Raw genomic sequence first — 16,230 nt, 5'->3', positions numbered from 1 at the left:
TTCCGGTTTCGGTATTCGGTATTCGGTATGGATCGTTCTCGCGATTCTCCGTGCTGCTCATCTGCTTTCGGGAATTCCCTGATGCGTGCCGCATCGAGGAAGGTTCCACATGAACCGCACACACACGTACGGCCGCAGGGCCTTCGACGCGCGGGGGCTCAGTGGTCGGAGTAGCTGAAGTCGCCCATGGTCCAGGCGCTGACGTCCTCGATCGCGACGCGGTACATCCCGCCCGTCTCCGGGATCCCCACAGTCCCCTGCAGGATCCGGGCGACATGGAAGTGCAGATGCGTGGGCGGCCCGTCCGTCCGCGTGGAGGCGGTGAAGATGCGGGAGAACTCGCCCAGGTGGGCCGAATCCGTCAGGACCTCCGACACACGCTGCCTCCACACGGCTTCGGGAGCCAGTCGACCGGTGATGACAGCGCCACCGGTGACCACGGTCAGGGACATCTGATTGCTATGCCCGGACTCCACCAGAGCGGCGACGTCAACGAGTAGCTCGTCAGGCTTCGACATGAGAGCCCATTCTATTTCTCTTCAGGGCCCTACCGGGCAGCTTCGCTGATGGGATTTCGGGTGGGGAGGGCGCGGGCCGACGAACTTCCCCGCGCGCCGAAAGCCGCTCACGGCCGGGCGCCGCCGCAATCGGCCGGGCCGAGGGCCATCGGCAGCCCGTTCGGGGACCACCGAACCCGGCCAGGGTCCCCGAAGGAGCACTCGGCAGAGCGCGCCGGTCAGCCGGTGGTCCGCCGGTGGCCGGCGCGCGGCTCGGGCACCGTGCGCAGGCGGCGTGGGCCTCGCGGTGCGCCTGTGTCACGGCGCCGGCCGACGGCCTGCTCGGGCCGGGGCACGCGCCGGTTCGGACGGACGCCCGTCCTTGGCCGCGTTACCGGTGGAGCGAGCACGAGAGCGGTGATGATCGCTGCCACCACGCTGAGGATGATCACGGTACCCACGGACATGTGTCCCGCCTTCCGCAGTGCCTGACGAACTCTCATCACCCAGTGTTACCAATAGTGGACCCGGTAAACACGTTGCGTGATCGAAGGTGTGCGGCCGCGCCCTCGTCACGGCGCGCCGGGGCCGCAGGCACTGGACAGGGACGGGGCTGACGGCCGTACCGGGTGGCCCGCAGTGTTCAGTGGCCGCCACGAGCAGTACCGCAGTACCGGTGAGGCAGGCAGTCGGTTCAGAGGGAGGAACCGAGGAGTTGAGCGCCACCAGGATCGCCCGGACGGAAGAACTGAGCCCGGGTACCGCAGGACCTCGGACAGGCAGGTGGTCTCCGGTCACGTATCCGCGATCCCCGCACTTCCCGTCCCCGTTCGGGCGGGTCTGCGGACACAGGAGGCCGACGCAGTAGCAGGGCCGACAGGTGGTGTAGTAATTCCTTCGGGGCCCTGGTGCCGTACGGCACCAGGGCCCCTCCACGCGTTCCCCGATCTCCGTGTTCCCTCCATGGAGTCCTGGCAGAGGTGCAGATGACAGCAGAGAAGAACCCTTCAGGCCCGCTCGGCGGTCACCTGGACGACGACGACTACCCCGCCTACACGATGGGGCGGGCGGCCGAGATGATCGGCACCAACGCCGGCTTCCTCCGCGCCCTCGGAGAGGCCCGTCTGATCACCCCGCTCCGCTCCCGGGGCGGCCACCGCCGCTACTCCCGGTACCAGCTGCGGATCGCGGCCCGCGCCCGCGAGCTCGTCGACCAGGGCACCCCGGTCGAAGCCGCCTGCCGCATCGTCATCCTTGAGGACCAGCTCGAGGAGGCCCAGCGCATCAACGCCGAATTCCGCCGCGCCGCAGCACAACCGGACGAGAGCTCCGACTGAGCTCGTCAACGCGCAGACCCGGCAGACCGGTTGCACGCAAGCGTTCGCAGAGCCGGCGGGCGAGGGCGGCACGACGCCTCCCCCACCCACCGATCGTCACGCTTCCCTCACCGGTTTCTTCACCGCCCCCTTGTCACGCGCTCGCGGGCGTTCCGAGCAGGGCTGACGCGGTCTGGAGCGGGGTGGGGACAGTGGCTGGGACAACCGGCGGGACAGCACGGCATGTGAAGCCGAGCCGCATCAGCGCCCTGGTCACTTCACTGGCGGTGAAGTCGCGGCGGTCCTGCCTGGTGATCACTTCACCCACTTGCTTGACGGGGTAGTGGCGGCGCCCGATGATCACGGACTCCCCTGTGACGGGTTCGGGCTTGATTCCCTTCATCGACGCCTGTACCTCGCTCTTGACCAGGTCGAAGGGGAAGCGGGCGATGACGCAGCGCATAGTGCCTCAGCAAGGTTGAAGAGGGCCGGAAGAGTTGCCGGCTGGAGGGAGATCAGCGTGCGAGGGCGAGGACGCCCAGGGTGTAGCCGTCCTCGTCGATCACTGGTGAGGCCGCGAGTTTCCGGCTCCTCATGACGCGTTCCGCTTCGTGCACAGAGGTGACGGACGAGGTGAACGGTCCCCGGTCGTGGACGATGTCCCGCAGGCGGGTGCGCTCGGAGTACCAGGAGCCTCTGCGGTACGCGGTGAGCTGGGCCCGGGTGACCAGGCCGGCACACCGACCGTCCTCGTCGCGGACCAGAAGGTGCCCGACGCCGGCGCCGATGAGGACCGACAGAGCCAGATCAACGATCATGTCGTCGCCGACCTGCGGCCCCGGCGAGCCCATGGCGTCGCCGGCCGTCAGACCGGTGCTGTCCGTCTGCCACGGCTGCGCGAGAAACAGCGTCACTGGACACCTTCCGTATTCGGTGGACCAACGCGCCGGGCGCGTCGGCTCTGACTCAGGCGGCGCTGCTGAAAGAGGACCGCTGTGAGGTGGCGGTGCGTGTCTGGGGTGCGGCGTTGTTGCGTCGGGCCTGGGCGGGGCGGCTGCGTCGGCCGCGCGTTGAGGAGGTGCTGCGCTTGGGGCGTTCGGTGACGGGTGCGGTGATGGTGACGGGGATGCCGGTGGGTGCCTGGGCGCCGGTGATGCGGTTGAGTTCGGCCTCGCCGGAGCGGACCTGGGTGGTCTGCGGGGTGATGCCGGCGTCGGCCATCAGGCGTGTCATGTCGCGGCGCTGGTTGGGCAGGACCAGGGTGACGACGCTGCCGGACTCGCCGGCGCGGGCGGTGCGGCCGCCGCGGTGGAGGTAGTCCTTGTGGTCGGTCGGCGGGTCGACGTTGACGACGAGGTCGAGGTTGTCGACGTGGATGCCGCGGGCGGCGACGTTGGTGGCGACCAGGACGGTGACGTGGCCGGTCTTGAACTGGGCCAGGGTGCGGGTGCGCTGGGGCTGGGACTTGCCGCCGTGCAGTGCGGCGGCGCGTACGCCGCTGTTGAGCAGGTCCTGGGTGAGCCGGTCGACGGCGTGCTTGGTGTCCAGGAACATGATCACGCGGCCGTCGCGGGCGGCGATCTCGGTGGTGGTGGCGTGCTTGTCGGCGCCGTGGACGTGCAGTACGTGGTGTTCCATCGTGGTGACCGCGCCGGCGGAGGGGTCGACGGAGTGGACGACGGGGTCGTGCAGGTAGCGGCGGACCAGGAGGTCGACGTTGCGGTCCAGGGTGGCGGAGAACAGCATCCGCTGGCCCTCGGGGCGTACCTGGTCCAGGAGCGCGGTGACCTGGGGCATGAAGCCCATGTCGGCCATCTGGTCGGCCTCGTCCAGGACGGTGATCGCGACCCGGTCCAGGCGGCAGTCGCCGCGCTCGATGAGGTCCTTGAGCCGTCCGGGGGTGGCCACGACGACTTCGGCGCCGCCGCGCAGGGCGCCGGCCTGCCGGCCGATGGACATCCCGCCGACGACGGTGGTCAGCCGCAGCCTCAGCGACCGGGCGTAGGGGGTGAGTGCGTCGGTGACCTGCTGGGCCAGCTCCCGGGTGGGGACAAGGACCAGCGCCAGCGGCTGGCGGGGCTCGGCGCGCTGTCCGGCGGTGCGGGCCAGCAGCGCCAGGCCGAAGGCGAGGGTCTTGCCCGATCCGGTGCGTCCGCGGCCCAGGACGTCACGGCCGGCCAGCGAGTTCGGCAGAGTCGCCGCCTGGATCGGGAACGGCACGGTCACACCCTCGGCGCTGAGCGCCGCCAGCAGCGGGGCGGGCATGTCGAGATCGGCGAACGCCTCGACGGCGGGCAGGCCCGGAGTGATCGTCTTGGGGAGCGCGAACTCGCCCTGCACCGCGGCGGGACGGCGCCCGTAGCCGCCGGAACGGCCCGAACCGGCCGGCCGGCCCGTCGCCTGCGAGCGGAAGCGGCCGTCCCGGCCGGAACCCCCAGAGCCTGCAGAGCCGGCGGAACCGCCCGTACGGGAGCGGGAGTAGCGGTCGTTCGTGCGGGCATTACGGTTCATGCAGAACCTTCCTCGATGCGGCACGTATCGAGGAATTCCCGGCAGCACTGAACAGCGCAGAGAATCGCAAGAACGAGCCGAAGAAAAGACGAAAACGAAGCCGGGCCGACAAGGAAAGAGCTCGGGCCGACGCGTTGAGATGACTGGCATAATCCGGACAGAGCGGCCCGGGGTGCCGAATCAGGGGGCTCTGACGGACCTACGTCCGGAGCCATGGGCGGAGCGTCCGCCATACGGGTGAGACAACAGGGCAATACGCTGGTCGCGCCGCTCGTGAGACCGTCACGGCGCACAGGGCAGGCCCTGGAAGAGCAACGAGCTGGGGCCCGCACGCGATGGTGCGGGCCCCAGCTGCGCCGTACGCCTCAGCGTCAGGCGGGGGTGATGTTCTCCGCCTGCGGGCCCTTCTGGCCCTGCGTGACGTCGAAGTTCACCTTCTGGCCTTCCTGCAGCTCACGGAAGCCCTGGGCGGCGATGTTCGAGTAGTGGGCGAACACGTCAGGACCGCCACCCTCCTGCTCGATGAAACCGAAACCCTTTTCCGCGTTGAACCACTTCACGGTGCCAGTAGCCATGTCATATCTCCTTCGGGGCAGTGCCCAGGGGCCCGCACTGTGCGAGCCCCGAGTCGCCGCGATGATTGCCCCGTCCGGAAAGCAACACCGGAAATACAAAAATGCACCCACCGGCACAGGAAGCCGGTAAATGCACTTGAAGTCTTTGGGAACCACAACTGCAACTGAGACCAACGGTAGCACGACGCAAGCAGCCGAGCGCGGCAAGTAATATCACTCCGCCGGTCAGGCCATAAACCCTCACCGCACATTGCGCTAATTTCTGCGTCTGCGGCCATAGATATCTGCTTGCGCGGAGCGCAGCGTTCTGCGGCACTCCAAGGGGCGGCGGCGTGCGACGACGCCCCTTGGAGTGCCGCCCGCCTGTTTCCCCGGCCGGCGAACACCGTGCTCCGCCCGGGCGGCCCGTGGCCGGCCCGGCGAGCGAGGGTTCGCCGATGCACGGGCGTTCAGGATCCGGTGGTGCCGCCCGCGCCTGCTGTGGGCTTGCGCAGTTCCTCGTTGAGGCGCAGGGCTTCTTCGAGCTGGTCTTCCAGGATGACGATGCGGCAGGCGGCGTCGATCGGCGTGCCGGCGTCGACGAGTTCACGGGCGCGGGCTGCGATCCGCAGCTGGTAGCGCGAGTAGCGGCGGTGACCGCCTTCGGAGCGCAGAGGGGTGATCAGACGGGCTTCGCCGATGGCCCGGAGGAAGCCGGGTGTGGCGCCGATCATCTCGGCGGCGCGGCCCATGGTGTAGGCGGGGTAGTCGTCATCGTCGAATCGATCGCTGGTGCTCGATGGGATTTCTGGGGGCATTTGCACCTCTTCTGGAACGCGTCGAGGGGCCCCGGTGCCGTACGGCACCGGGGCCCCGAGGGGTTTCAACACCATCTATCGGCGCGGGGCGCCGACCTTCGGTTTCCGCATGTCCGCCTGGGAGGTCGGAGAGACGGGGATCGCGGATGCGTGACCGGGGACCACCTTCCATTCCGGGGCCTGCGGTACCCGAGCGAACTGGAACCCCGCTCGGGCGATCCTGATGGCGTCTTCTCCTCTCTTACTCATCTTCTTTCGGGCCGGTACTGCTCTGAACACGGTGCCGCTCGGCGACCCCTGGGGCCGCCCGACCCGGCAACCAGCCGCGGGACCTCCCTGCACTTCCTGGCCCCGCAACTCCACTGCCGTGCCGTGTACTGCTCGCGCCAGTTCGTCTCTGCCGCGCCGTGCTGACTCCGTTGGCTACGTCAGGAACTCTAGCCATGCGAGCACGCAATGTCTACCGCAGCCACGATAGATTCCTCCGAGTCGGGGCGAGAAGTTATCTGCTCTTCACGACATGCGGCGGAGACCCGTGCAATCAGGCCTCACCCTGGAGGAGCGGGTTGGCATGTACGGGCACGAGAGCCCGAATCCACCACGGGCACGAGAGCCCGAATCCACCCGCCCGCCCGCGGCTGATCGCCTTCACTGCCCGTAACGGTCGACGGACTGCGGCCCGCCGCTGTCGGTCGTGCCCTGTCCGGGTCCTGCCCGTGCCTTCCGAGCGGCCGATCACGGTCATCAGCGGCGCCGTCACACTCACCCAGCCACCGTCCCGGGACACGTTTTCGCAGTTCAGCGGCGTCAACGCGGAACCACTTCACGATGCCTGCCGCCAGCAGTCCAGGTCTGCCGTGTGATCGTCCGGCGTACGGTGAACCTCCGGCAGCATTTGGGCGTCTGACACGTCGGAGTACGCCGTGGCCGTGGAGCCGCCACACCGCTCGGGAACGAACGACACTGGCCGCGATGCCGGCACACAGCCGTGTGCAGGCACCATCCGCAACCACCTCCACCGGAAGGACACGGAACGCATGGCGACGTTCGATCCGATCACCCGCCGACTCCGGCAGCTCTTCGCGGTCCTGGACACCGACGAAGACGGATTTGTCACCTGGGACGACCACCAGCGCATCGTGGACAAGTACGCGACCGGCTATGCGTTGACGAAGAGCGACTCCAGGATCAAACCTCTGGAGAAGGCGTACTGGTCGCAATGGCTGGGGCTTCTGGCGCAGACGACCCCCGGGCAGGACCGTCTGTCCCAGGACGAGTTCGTGGCGGCGCACCGCGCCGCGGGCTACGGCACGAACGCGTCCCACCTGCTCGAGGACCTGGCGCAGGCCATCTTCAATGTCCTGGACGCCGACGGCGACAAGCGGATCAGCAGGGACGAGTTCGCCAGGTACCTGGCCTTCTGCGATATCTCCGGCGCTGACGCCGCGCTCGTCTTCCGGCGACTGGACCTGGACGGAGACGCGTTCATCTCCCAGCGGGAGGTCGCCAGGTCGCTGCGCGCATTCCACCTCTACAACGACGACCTCAACACACCGGGCGGCATCTTCCTCGGCGTCTACTGAGCCGATGCCACACGCCCCTGACCGTGGGCGGCCGTCTCCCGGCCAAGGGACGCTACCGGCGCCGAAAGCTGTGCCTGAGGCGTCGGCGTACCATCCGCCGCATCCGCCGCATCGGGCGTGCGGGCCGGCCCGTCGGGTCCGCCGCTTCTCCGTGGCTCAGCGGCACGTCGGGCATCGGACGGCTCGTCCCCTGTGACTCCATCACGCAGACGGGCACGTCTCCAGCGCCTTGAGGCCAGTCGACGCTGATCGTGAATGGCTGTGGCGGCTCACCGGGCAGTTCTGCGTCCAGCCGTACGTTTTCTTTGCCGTGCCCCCGGCGGTACCCGACCACCTTGCCGTCGACCAGGAGCTCGGTCTCGCCCGATGCCGGCCTCAGTTGCACGGTGATCGAATGCCCCTCCCGGTCCAGGTGAAAGCGGTGACCGCCCATGGGGACACCTCCAGTGTTCGGACGGGTGTCTTTCGAGCGTACGCACTCGGGTACCGGTCCCGTGACCTGGCCATGGCGTGATCGGCCCCCCGGAGCTGCGGGCGGCCTCATGGCGGTCATGGTGTCGTGCGCGGTTCGGGATGCGCGGTTCCGGGATGCCTCTTGATCACGGATTCAACCGTGCATTTATGCTGCCGTGAGCATGCCAGATCATCGTGCGGAACACATGCGCACCAATGCCCGCCAGGACGGAACAACGGGGACATGAACAAGTACACAGTGATGGCCGCAGGCCTCGTTCTGTCGCTCGGACTTGTCGCAGGCTGCGGCTCCTCCGACGACTCGGAATCCAACGCGCAGGGCAAGAACGGCAGTTCTGGAGCCCCGGCGAACGACGCGAAGGCCAAGGGTCCGGTCTACGACGGCCCCACGATACCCGGCCTCGCCGCCAAGCAGGCCTGGAGCCTGCCGCCCGCCGACGCCATCGACCTCGGTGACACCCTCCTCTTCATCAAGGACGCCGACGGCGGATACTCAACCGGCGGGCTGTACGAGAACGAGCCCGTCGACGGCACGACGGGCACCCTTCACAGCAGCGACGAACCCGAGTCCCTCACCCTGGAGTTCCGGGACGTGAAGACCGGTGCCGTACGCAAGAACCTGAAGGTGACGGCCACCCGAGTCGCCGCCGCAACCTGGCGCGACGGTGTTCCGGCGCTGGAGGTGCGCACCAGCAGTACGTCGGAGTCCGACGGGCTGAGCGCGGAGAAGACCATCACCACGGTCACCGTCTACGGAAGCGACGGCGCGCAGCTGGGGAAGGCCGAGCACGAGGGCGGCGACTTCCACGTCCACGAGGGGCACATCATCGAGCAGGCCGACCAGGCGAGCCTGCAGCTCACCCCCATCGAAGGCGGCAAGCCCCGCAAGGTCACCTGCACCGGGCTCCAGGCAAGCTGCTCCTTCGATCCGCGCAACAAGGACATCGACGGCGGGCAGGCGCACGCCCCGCTGATCACCGGCAAGTACGCCTTCCACGTGGAGAACGCGTCCACGTACGAGGACGCGCCGGAGCAGCTCGTCATGTCCGACCTCGCCACCGGCCAGAAGGTGTGGAGCACCGCGGACGTCACCCCGCCCCAGGGCGTGGAGCTGAACGACGACAAGGAGCGGACCAGCGGTTCCGTCCGCGTACTCGACGTACGCGACGGCCGGATCCTCACCGCGTGGGGTGCCGGCGCCTTCTCCACGGACACCTGGATCACGGCGACGTACGACCTGACGAGCGGCAAGCAGATCGGCGGCTCCACCAAGTACGCCTACGCCGACAGCCCCAACGACACGATCAACACCGAGGGTTCCTCCGTCATCTCCCCCGACCGCCTGCTGGCCGCGGCCGCGACGGAGAGCGGCACCGCCGTATGGCAGCTCGCCGACGGCAAGGAGGTGTGGGCGCAGCAGGACGGCGAGAACCTGATGACACCGCTGCGCTTCTCGCCGAACGGCGTGCTGTACGGCACCGCGGACGGGGGCGGGGAGGCCGTGCTGGCTGTCGACTCCCGCACGAAGAAGGTGCTCTCCAAGAGCCTTCCCGAGGAGAACGTCCCGCTGTTCTCCCGGCCCTCCGGTTACGGCTACTTCAGCACGGACAAGGGCTTCTTTGTGTTCCCGTCGCAGGCCGGGTAGTCCGGCGCGGGCCGCGTAGTCCCGGGGGCCCGGTCGCGGGAAGGTCTTCACCTCGACCCGGCTCCCGGCACGGCACTGTGCGTTTGGACCCGGTGGCCGGGGCGGGCGGCGCGAAGCCGACCCGCATGCGTCCGGGCACGGCGCAGCCGACGGCAGCCGCTGACCCCGACGTCGAAGCAACGGCCGCCTGTCAACGACAGGCGGCGGCGGTTCCCGTGGGACACGAACAGGGTGGGTGCGTGGCATGGAGCCCGGAACACCTCCACCAAAGCGTTGCCTTCGCCGTGATCAAGGCACGCGACCGTGAACAACGCTCGCGATCAATACACTTCGGGCGTGACAGTGTCGTGCAGGCTCCGTCGGCTCCTTCGCAGCGCCAAGCCCACGACACACGGATGAACGAGGGAAATCACGTGCTGACGCACATACGGGCCGAGACAACGCGACGTTCCGCACGCACCGCCGGAACAGCACTCGCCCTCCTGCTCCTGGCCGCCTGCGGAACCTCCACCGGCCCGAACGGCGACAGCGCCGAAAAGCCGTCGAAGGCCTCGTCGGCCCCCGAGAAGCCGCTGCGCGTCGGGCAGCCGAGCCGGGAGACGGTGGAACTCGACAGCAAGGGGAAGACGGGCAAGTTCACCATCACCCCGCAGCGGGTGGTCGTGGGCAAGGCAGCCGACCTGGACGAACTGGATGATCCGAAGTACAAGGGCTGGGCCCCGGCCTGGGTGTACGTCAACGCCAAGCTCGTCGGAGGGGACGCTCCGATGACAGGTCCGATGGTGATGTCGGATGTCGGCGTCCTCATCGAGGGCGACCTGCCGGTCCAGCAACTGCTCATCCTCGGCCTCGACCTGAGCAGCAAGCCCGCCGACTGCGAGGACGACGATCCCGACGCCCCGTGGCAGAAGGGCGAAGACCACACGAGGTGTGCGCCGTTCCTGGTGCCCGAGGGCAAGACGGTCACGAACGTCACCTACTCCAGGGGCTACTACCAGCCCCCGCTGAAGTGGGCCGTGAAGTAACAGCCAGGCCATGCTGCAGTCCTACTGCTGCCACTGCACAGCTCGGCAGCAGGAAGCAGCGGCCCGGGCCGGCTGACTTCCGCGGCTGCCCGACTGCTGTCGCAGCTTGCCGAGCTGGTACGCCATGCGCCGAAGCCCGTCCCATTCCACAGCTGGCGCTTGACGTCAAGCCCCGAATTCCCGGGGCTGGCCCGCGGCTGATCACGTGGAGAACCTTGAGCCAATGCTTTCCACCCCGATCAGAAGGGACCTCCCCCATGACCACGACCAAGACCTCCGCCCGTCGGCGGACGCTTCTGGCGGTCCTCGGCCTCGCCACCGCTGCCGGTGTGCTTGCCGGGCCGGCCACAGCCGCTCAAGCCCTGCCTCCGCAGCCCGGTGGTGGGCCGGGCGCGGCGACCTGCACGTGGGGAAATAAGAACTACAGCGAGGGCGGCGTCGTCAATAGCGATGGCCGCAAGTACGAGTGCAGGTCGGATGGGCGATGGCATGACGTCGGTCCGGCCGCCAGAAAGGTTTCGGTGAAGAAGCCGCCGATCACACCACCGCGCAAGTGAAACGACGCGACAGCTCGCAGCTTCCGTTCGGCTGTGGGGAGGGGCGCCTCCCCACAGCCGAACGGGCCTCCCCACGGGCACGCCTTCACCTGCTGGCGCAGTTCGGATCGTGAGTTCGATGTCAAGGGCAAGATCATCTCACCCGTGACCAGTAGTTACGGGACAGTCCTCAGTCAGCCTTCACTCGGAATCACTGTCACACGCAAGAACGCCTCGGCATTTGCGATCATGCGAGTGATTTCGATGGGAAGGTGCTCGAACTCCTCCATGACAACGCCATAAGGCTCGACCTGATACAGGTTCCCATCAAGCCCGGCGGCTTCAATGACATATCGATAGCCGACCGGCGACTTTTCGTCGTCGATCAGTTTCCAGCAGCCCCCTCGTCGACGCACCAGCACATCGCCCAGGACCGACACGAGATCCGTGTGGAGCGTGATCCAGTCCGACTGCTCGAACTCGCCCAGCGGCAAACGTGAGACGTAGCTCTGAAGTCCAGGTAGAGCCGCTAGTGTCTCGTGATTCCGTCAGCGTTACTTGATCTTGTATGGCAGGGTCTTCTGGTGTGGAGCTCTCCGTGGAACAGGCCGCCGAGTTGCGGGAGTTGGTGAACAGTCGGGATGTTCCTGCGGACATGGCAACGCGGGGCCGGATCGTGCTGTGGTCGAGTGAGGGGCGTCGGCGCAAGGACATTGCCGAGCTGCTCGGGGTGTCGCTGCCGACCGTGGACCGCTGGAAGATCCGCTATGCCGAGCAGGGCCTGGCCGGGCTGGAAGGTGAGCGTCCTGGTGGCGCGCGGGAGCAGGTGCCGGCGCGGGTGCGGGCCCGGGTGATTGCGCTGACGCGCATGACGCCGCCGGACCGTACGGGGCTTTCGCACTGGTCCACGCGGGAGTTGGCGAAGTATCTGGAGCGGGCCGAGAACATCACCGTGTCCTGGCACTACATTGCGCGCGTCTGGCGGGAGGAGAGCCTGAAGCCGCACCGGTTGGGTACCTTCAAGATTTCCAAAGACCCCGCGTTCGCGGAGAAAGTGGCCGATGTGATCGGCCTGTATCTGGCTCCGCCGGGTGGCGCGGTGGTCCTCTCGATCGACGAGAAGACGCAGATCCAGGCTCTGGACCGGACCCAGCCGGTGCTGCCGGTCGCCTTCGCGGCGAGCGAGCAGCGCACCGCCGACTACGTCCGGCACGGCACCACGAACCTGTTCGCCGCCCTGAACGTGACCACCGGTGAAGTGCTCGGCGAGTGCAGGCCGACCCGGAACGGCAAGGATTTCCTGGCCTTCTTGAAGAAGGCGGTGAAACCGTACGCCGGGAAGGACATCCATGTCGTCCTGGACAACCTCTCGACGCACACCACACCCGAGGTCAAGGAGTGGCTGGTCAAGAACCGGCAAGTCCACTTCCATTTCACTCCCGTCGGTTCTTCGTGGCTGAACCAGATCGAGATCTGGTTCGGAATCCTCACCCGGCAATCCATCCGCCGCGGCACGTTCTCCAGCGTCAACGTCCTGATCAAACAGATCCGCGACTACATCAACTCCTGGAACACGACAGCGAAACCGTTCACCTGGACCGCGACCTCCGGCGAGGTCCTCGCGAAGGTCCGACTCGTCGCGACCAACGTGAAGAAACTCGTCAATAACAACTCGAACTGACATGAACAGAATCACGAGACACTAGTAGTACTTCGTTAGGTTGAGTCGGGTGGGGGGTGTTGTTTCCTCGTGGGTGTTGGTAACTGGCGGTGGCAGGTGGGGCACGCGCCGGTCCAGCACAACAGCAGGTCCTGCAAGGTGTGGAGGACTTGGTAGAAGGTCAGGCCGGCGCTGTTGCTTTTGGGTCGAGGCGGCGGAGGGTGAGGAAGGCGTGGGCGGCGGTGACGAGGGTGGCGTGGTGGTGCCAGCCGCGCCAGGTGCGGCCTTCGAAGTGGTCCAGGCCCAGGCCGTGTTTCATCTCTCGGTAGTCGTGCTCGATACGCCAGCGCATCTTCGCCAGACGGGCCAAGTCTCGCAACGGGGTGTCGGCGGGCAGGCTGGTCAGCCAGTACTCGGTCGGCACCTTCTCTCCGGTGGGCCACTCGCTCAGCAGGGTGGTCGTAGGCAGAACGCCGTCCCAGGCGGTGGAGCCGCCCGCCTGGGCAATCGCAACTCTGCGGGTCGCGACGCCGGCCGGACGCACCGTGTGGACCTTGAACCGCGAGCGCATCGGGCCTTTGGAGCCCTTGCGCCAGGTCGCCTGGCGGTAGCTCCTGCGTCCCTCTGCAGGGGCCAGGGCCTTCAGCGGCAGCGCCGGGGTGCGGTAGCGGGCAGCCGGTTTGCGTCCCCTTCCGCTCCAGACCGGCGCCGTGGGCACTGCATCGTGACGGTGGGCGGATTCGTCGGCCCGCACGGCGACGATGAAGTCCAGACCGCGGTCGCACAGTGCCTGACGGAACGCGGTGTTCTGGCCGTATCCGGCATCCGCAACGATCACCCTGGGCGCCAGGCCCCAGGCGATCGCCTCGTCGATCAGATCCAGAGCCAGGCGCCACTTCTCCCGGTGCCCCACCTCCTCGGGCACCCCTGCCCTGGCCCGGCGCTCAGCATCCTGATCCCACTCGGCCGGGACGAACAGCCGCCACGAGACCGGCACGGAGGCAGTGTCCGACGCGGCATGCAAGCTGACCGCGACCTGGCAGTTCGACTGCTTCCCCAGGGCCCCGCACCACTGCCGGGCCACTGCCACCGACATCTTCCCGTCCTTCGGGAACGACACGTCATCGATCACCCACACCATGGGATCGACGACCGGCACCGTCTTGACGGCAACCGCCCGCAGCACCGCTGCGTGGTCCCACGGCGACTGGTTCACGAACTGCTGCAAGGCTTGCATATCACCATCCGGCAGCCGCTCAGCCATCGGCTGGATCGACTTCCTCCGCCCGTCCAGCATCAACCCACGCAGATAGCAGTCGCCCTTCGCCCGCTGATCCCGGCGCGGCACCGAAGCGAACACCTCAGCCACGAACGCAGCCAACTCGCCCCGCAGTCCCTCAACTTCCCCCAAGTCCACCGCACCACCATGCCCGAACCAACACCACACCCCCAAATCGACCTAACGAAGTACTACTAGTGGGTCAACTTCGAACTGCTCTTGCGTTACACCAACCATCGCGGCGAGGTTGGCCGCGTTGCGTTGCGCCCCCTCAGCCCAGTTCGATACATCCGCGGCCGACCCGCCTGATGTGTTGCTCTGCATGATGCTCAGTCCTCCAGTCCAGTCAGGACTGGTCCACTTCGGCGGAACGCCCCACTGATCCTTCTTTGATGCCGGCCCGTACTCAAGGAACACGATCTTCGCCTCTACCAGTGCCGGGCTGAAGCGCCCGGCGTTCCGCCATGCGCACCGCACCCTCACATGTGCGCGTGAGAGCTGCCCGGGACGATGCGCAGGGGTATGTCTTCCTCGGCACCGATACGGCAGAAGACCTCGCCACCTGGCTACGCACGCGCTCGACTGGACAGAACTCACTATGCGGTCGCGGCGTGCAGACGACGCATGATGGCCATCAGCTCGTCGGGCGGGGCGATGGAGAAGGAACGCGTCTCGTCGTCGATGTGAGTGAGGCAGGACACCGTGCCCTTGTTCCACCAGTACAGCCGCGGCGAGAGCGGTCCCGGATTGTCCTGGTAAGCCCCGAGACCGAAGGCGGACAGGTCATTGACCGCATCGACCACTTCATGGTCCGCCAGCGGGTGGAAGACGAGGTAGTGCCGACTCGGGACGGTGAACAGAGCTCCGTGTTCGGGAAGTTCACGCCCGGTCACGGTGCGGACGAGGTCGTCGAGAACCAGCGCCTTGCTTGCTATGAACATCGACTGGCCCGACACGATGTGCATGCTCGCGCCGCTCTGTGCGCGCGTGACGTCGTACTCGACGGGCTCCTTGATCAGGTTGGCGCGACCGGCGGCCCTCAGTTGTTCAACGCCCGCTCGGGCCACGGCCTGGTCGTCGAGGATCCGCACTGCATCGGGCAGGTCCAGTGCAAGTGTTTCAAGCAGTCCGGGCGCGATGTGCCGGGCGTACTGGAATGAGGGTGCCGCCTCCGGTGGGATGGCGTCCTCGGGGACGAGGCGGAGATAGGTGTCCTGAAGTATCTGGTCGGGGGTGTCCAGCGTCACCCGAGAGGCGCTGTCGAGGGCACTGAAATGCTGGTCCACGAGCTGAGGCCAGACCCGCGCGTCGGCGCGCCGACACATCTCGGCGAGGTTGTGCAGGGCCCTGGTGCCCTGCGGCGCGTGGACGGTGTCACCGGTGACCGTGACCGGTGTGCCGCGGCCGGAGTGGTGAAGGCGTACCAGTTCACGCAGGTGCTCGGCCTGATCGGTCGTCAGCGCGGGGAGGTGGGGGTCGTGCGAGGCAGAGGCTTTGGACCTGAAGAACTTCATGGCTTGGCTCCTTTTCCTGGGTTTGTCAGCCGGCGGGCGGTGGGGTTGCCGCGTCTGGTCGTTGGGTGCCGCGGCCGGCGCAACGCTGGTGGGCAACCGGCGCGATCTCAGAGACGATCTCGAGGATTCCTCCGGTTCCGACGCCCCGTACGGGCAGCGGAGGACGTGAGCCGAATGGTTGGCCTCCCATCGGACCGTGGCGACGCCTCGCGGTCGGGTGTAGCTGCCAAACCAGGCCGCCCGGCTCTTGGAGCGGGGCGCAGCTCTCTCCTAGGGCTTCGCCCGCCAGGGCCAGGGGGTGGCCGGAAGAGGCGTACGAGTTCGTCGATGGCCGTGTTCATCAGGGCACCCCGTCCTCAAGGAGTCCGGGGCACCGCCGGTGGAACGTGTCGCGGGTCCCGCGAACCTGAGGGTGCGACACGCCGACCACACCGTGGGTTCGGCGGTATGGCCCATGTGGGCAAGGAGCGCCCATTCACCTCGCTCCGGGCCTACGCATACGCCTGGGCGCTCGCCCGAACCTGCTGCCGGATTTCACGAGCGCCCTGACGGCGCACCGAAGGCGAAACGGGTGAAATACCGAAATCACGGCAACGAATCGCCCTGTTGATTGCCCGCTCCACACCCATCCTTATGTTCCTATTATCAGGCCTAGTGAGTGAGTTGCGGTACATCACTACCCCGTAGGCATTCACACCGTGGTCCGCCGCTTGCAACAAAGCTTCGCGGAAATCGAAACGAGTACGGGGGTTTGTGGCCTGACCAGAAGTCACCACGGGCGCTCGGAACCCCCATGCCGAGCCACTGAGCTCAGCAGC

At 67.3% G+C, this 16,230-nt stretch carries 15 protein-coding genes; 6 read left to right on the top strand and 9 right to left on the bottom strand.

Annotated elements, in window-relative coordinates:
- Window positions 1-158 precede the first annotated feature (158 nt).
- Window positions 159-518, bottom strand: a complete 360-nt coding sequence (locus OG883_RS32840) for a hypothetical protein (RefSeq protein WP_266548541.1) — start codon at window positions 516-518, stop codon at window positions 159-161.
- Window positions 519-1,483: 965 nt separating this feature from the next.
- Between OG883_RS32840 and OG883_RS32835 the strand changes: the two genes are divergently transcribed.
- The gene (locus OG883_RS32835) at window positions 1,484-1,834 is read left to right on the top strand and encodes a MerR family transcriptional regulator (RefSeq protein ID WP_266548538.1); all 351 of its coding nucleotides are present in this window, start codon (window positions 1,484-1,486) and stop codon (window positions 1,832-1,834) included.
- Window positions 1,835-1,967: 133 nt separating this feature from the next.
- Here OG883_RS32835 and OG883_RS32830 read toward each other — a convergent pair whose 3' ends face one another.
- The 5 genes from OG883_RS32830 to OG883_RS32810 form a co-directional block, all read right to left on the bottom strand.
- The gene (locus tag OG883_RS32830) at window positions 1,968-2,276 is read right to left on the bottom strand and encodes an SCO5918 family protein (protein ID WP_266548535.1); all 309 of its coding nucleotides are present in this window, start codon (window positions 2,274-2,276) and stop codon (window positions 1,968-1,970) included.
- Between the two features lie 52 nt (window positions 2,277-2,328).
- On the bottom strand, window positions 2,329-2,664 hold the full coding sequence (locus OG883_RS32825) for a CBS domain-containing protein (RefSeq protein ID WP_266549681.1): 336 nt from the start codon (window positions 2,662-2,664) through the stop codon (window positions 2,329-2,331).
- A gap of 115 nt (window positions 2,665-2,779) precedes the next feature.
- Window positions 2,780-4,324, bottom strand: a complete 1,545-nt coding sequence (locus tag OG883_RS32820; RefSeq protein ID WP_266548533.1) for a DEAD/DEAH box helicase — start codon at window positions 4,322-4,324, stop codon at window positions 2,780-2,782.
- 371 nt (window positions 4,325-4,695) lie between these two features.
- A complete protein-coding gene (locus tag OG883_RS32815; protein ID WP_100580096.1) occupies window positions 4,696-4,899 on the bottom strand; it encodes a cold-shock protein in 204 nt (67 codons plus the stop codon).
- A 449-nt stretch (window positions 4,900-5,348) separates the two neighbouring features.
- The gene (locus tag OG883_RS32810) at window positions 5,349-5,696 is read right to left on the bottom strand and encodes a MerR family transcriptional regulator (RefSeq protein WP_266548527.1); all 348 of its coding nucleotides are present in this window, start codon (window positions 5,694-5,696) and stop codon (window positions 5,349-5,351) included.
- A 1,037-nt stretch (window positions 5,697-6,733) separates the two neighbouring features.
- Between OG883_RS32810 and OG883_RS32805 the strand changes: the two genes are divergently transcribed.
- From OG883_RS32805 to OG883_RS32790, 4 genes are all read left to right on the top strand, one after another.
- A complete protein-coding gene (locus tag OG883_RS32805) occupies window positions 6,734-7,279 on the top strand; it encodes an EF-hand domain-containing protein (RefSeq protein WP_266548518.1) in 546 nt (181 codons plus the stop codon).
- Between the two features lie 697 nt (window positions 7,280-7,976).
- Window positions 7,977-9,398: a hypothetical protein gene (locus tag OG883_RS32800; protein WP_266548515.1), complete on the top strand. Its 1,422-nt coding sequence runs from the start codon at window positions 7,977-7,979 to the stop codon at window positions 9,396-9,398.
- 395 nt (window positions 9,399-9,793) lie between these two features.
- Window positions 9,794-10,423, top strand: a complete 630-nt coding sequence (locus tag OG883_RS32795; protein WP_266548513.1) for a hypothetical protein — start codon at window positions 9,794-9,796, stop codon at window positions 10,421-10,423.
- A 257-nt stretch (window positions 10,424-10,680) separates the two neighbouring features.
- Window positions 10,681-10,980, top strand: coding sequence for a DUF1496 domain-containing protein (locus OG883_RS32790; RefSeq protein ID WP_266548510.1), 300 nt, complete (start codon window positions 10,681-10,683; stop codon window positions 10,978-10,980).
- A 173-nt stretch (window positions 10,981-11,153) separates the two neighbouring features.
- On the opposite strand, the gene OG883_RS32785 is transcribed toward OG883_RS32790, so the two are convergent.
- Window positions 11,154-11,453: a hypothetical protein gene (locus OG883_RS32785; protein ID WP_266548507.1), complete on the bottom strand. Its 300-nt coding sequence runs from the start codon at window positions 11,451-11,453 to the stop codon at window positions 11,154-11,156.
- A 74-nt stretch (window positions 11,454-11,527) separates the two neighbouring features.
- Here OG883_RS32785 and OG883_RS32780 point away from each other — a divergent pair, with 74 nt between their 5' ends.
- Complete coding sequence (locus OG883_RS32780) at window positions 11,528-12,640, top strand: IS630 family transposase (RefSeq protein ID WP_266540984.1); 1,113 nt, start codon at window positions 11,528-11,530, stop codon at window positions 12,638-12,640.
- A 160-nt stretch (window positions 12,641-12,800) separates the two neighbouring features.
- Here OG883_RS32780 and OG883_RS32775 read toward each other — a convergent pair whose 3' ends face one another.
- Window positions 12,801-14,036 (bottom strand): IS701 family transposase, encoded by a 1,236-nt coding sequence (locus tag OG883_RS32775; RefSeq protein ID WP_266548504.1) that lies wholly within the window; start codon window positions 14,034-14,036, stop codon window positions 12,801-12,803.
- A 458-nt stretch (window positions 14,037-14,494) separates the two neighbouring features.
- On the bottom strand, window positions 14,495-15,412 hold the full coding sequence (locus OG883_RS32770) for a hypothetical protein (protein ID WP_266548501.1): 918 nt from the start codon (window positions 15,410-15,412) through the stop codon (window positions 14,495-14,497).
- Window positions 15,413-16,230: the final 818 nt, after the last annotated feature.

Source organism: Streptomyces sp. NBC_01142 (genome assembly GCF_026341125.1).
GTDB lineage: Bacteria > Actinomycetota > Actinomycetes > Streptomycetales > Streptomycetaceae > Streptomyces.
The sequence above is the reverse complement of the archived record's forward strand: the minus strand, read 5'-3'. Positions and strand labels throughout refer to the sequence as shown.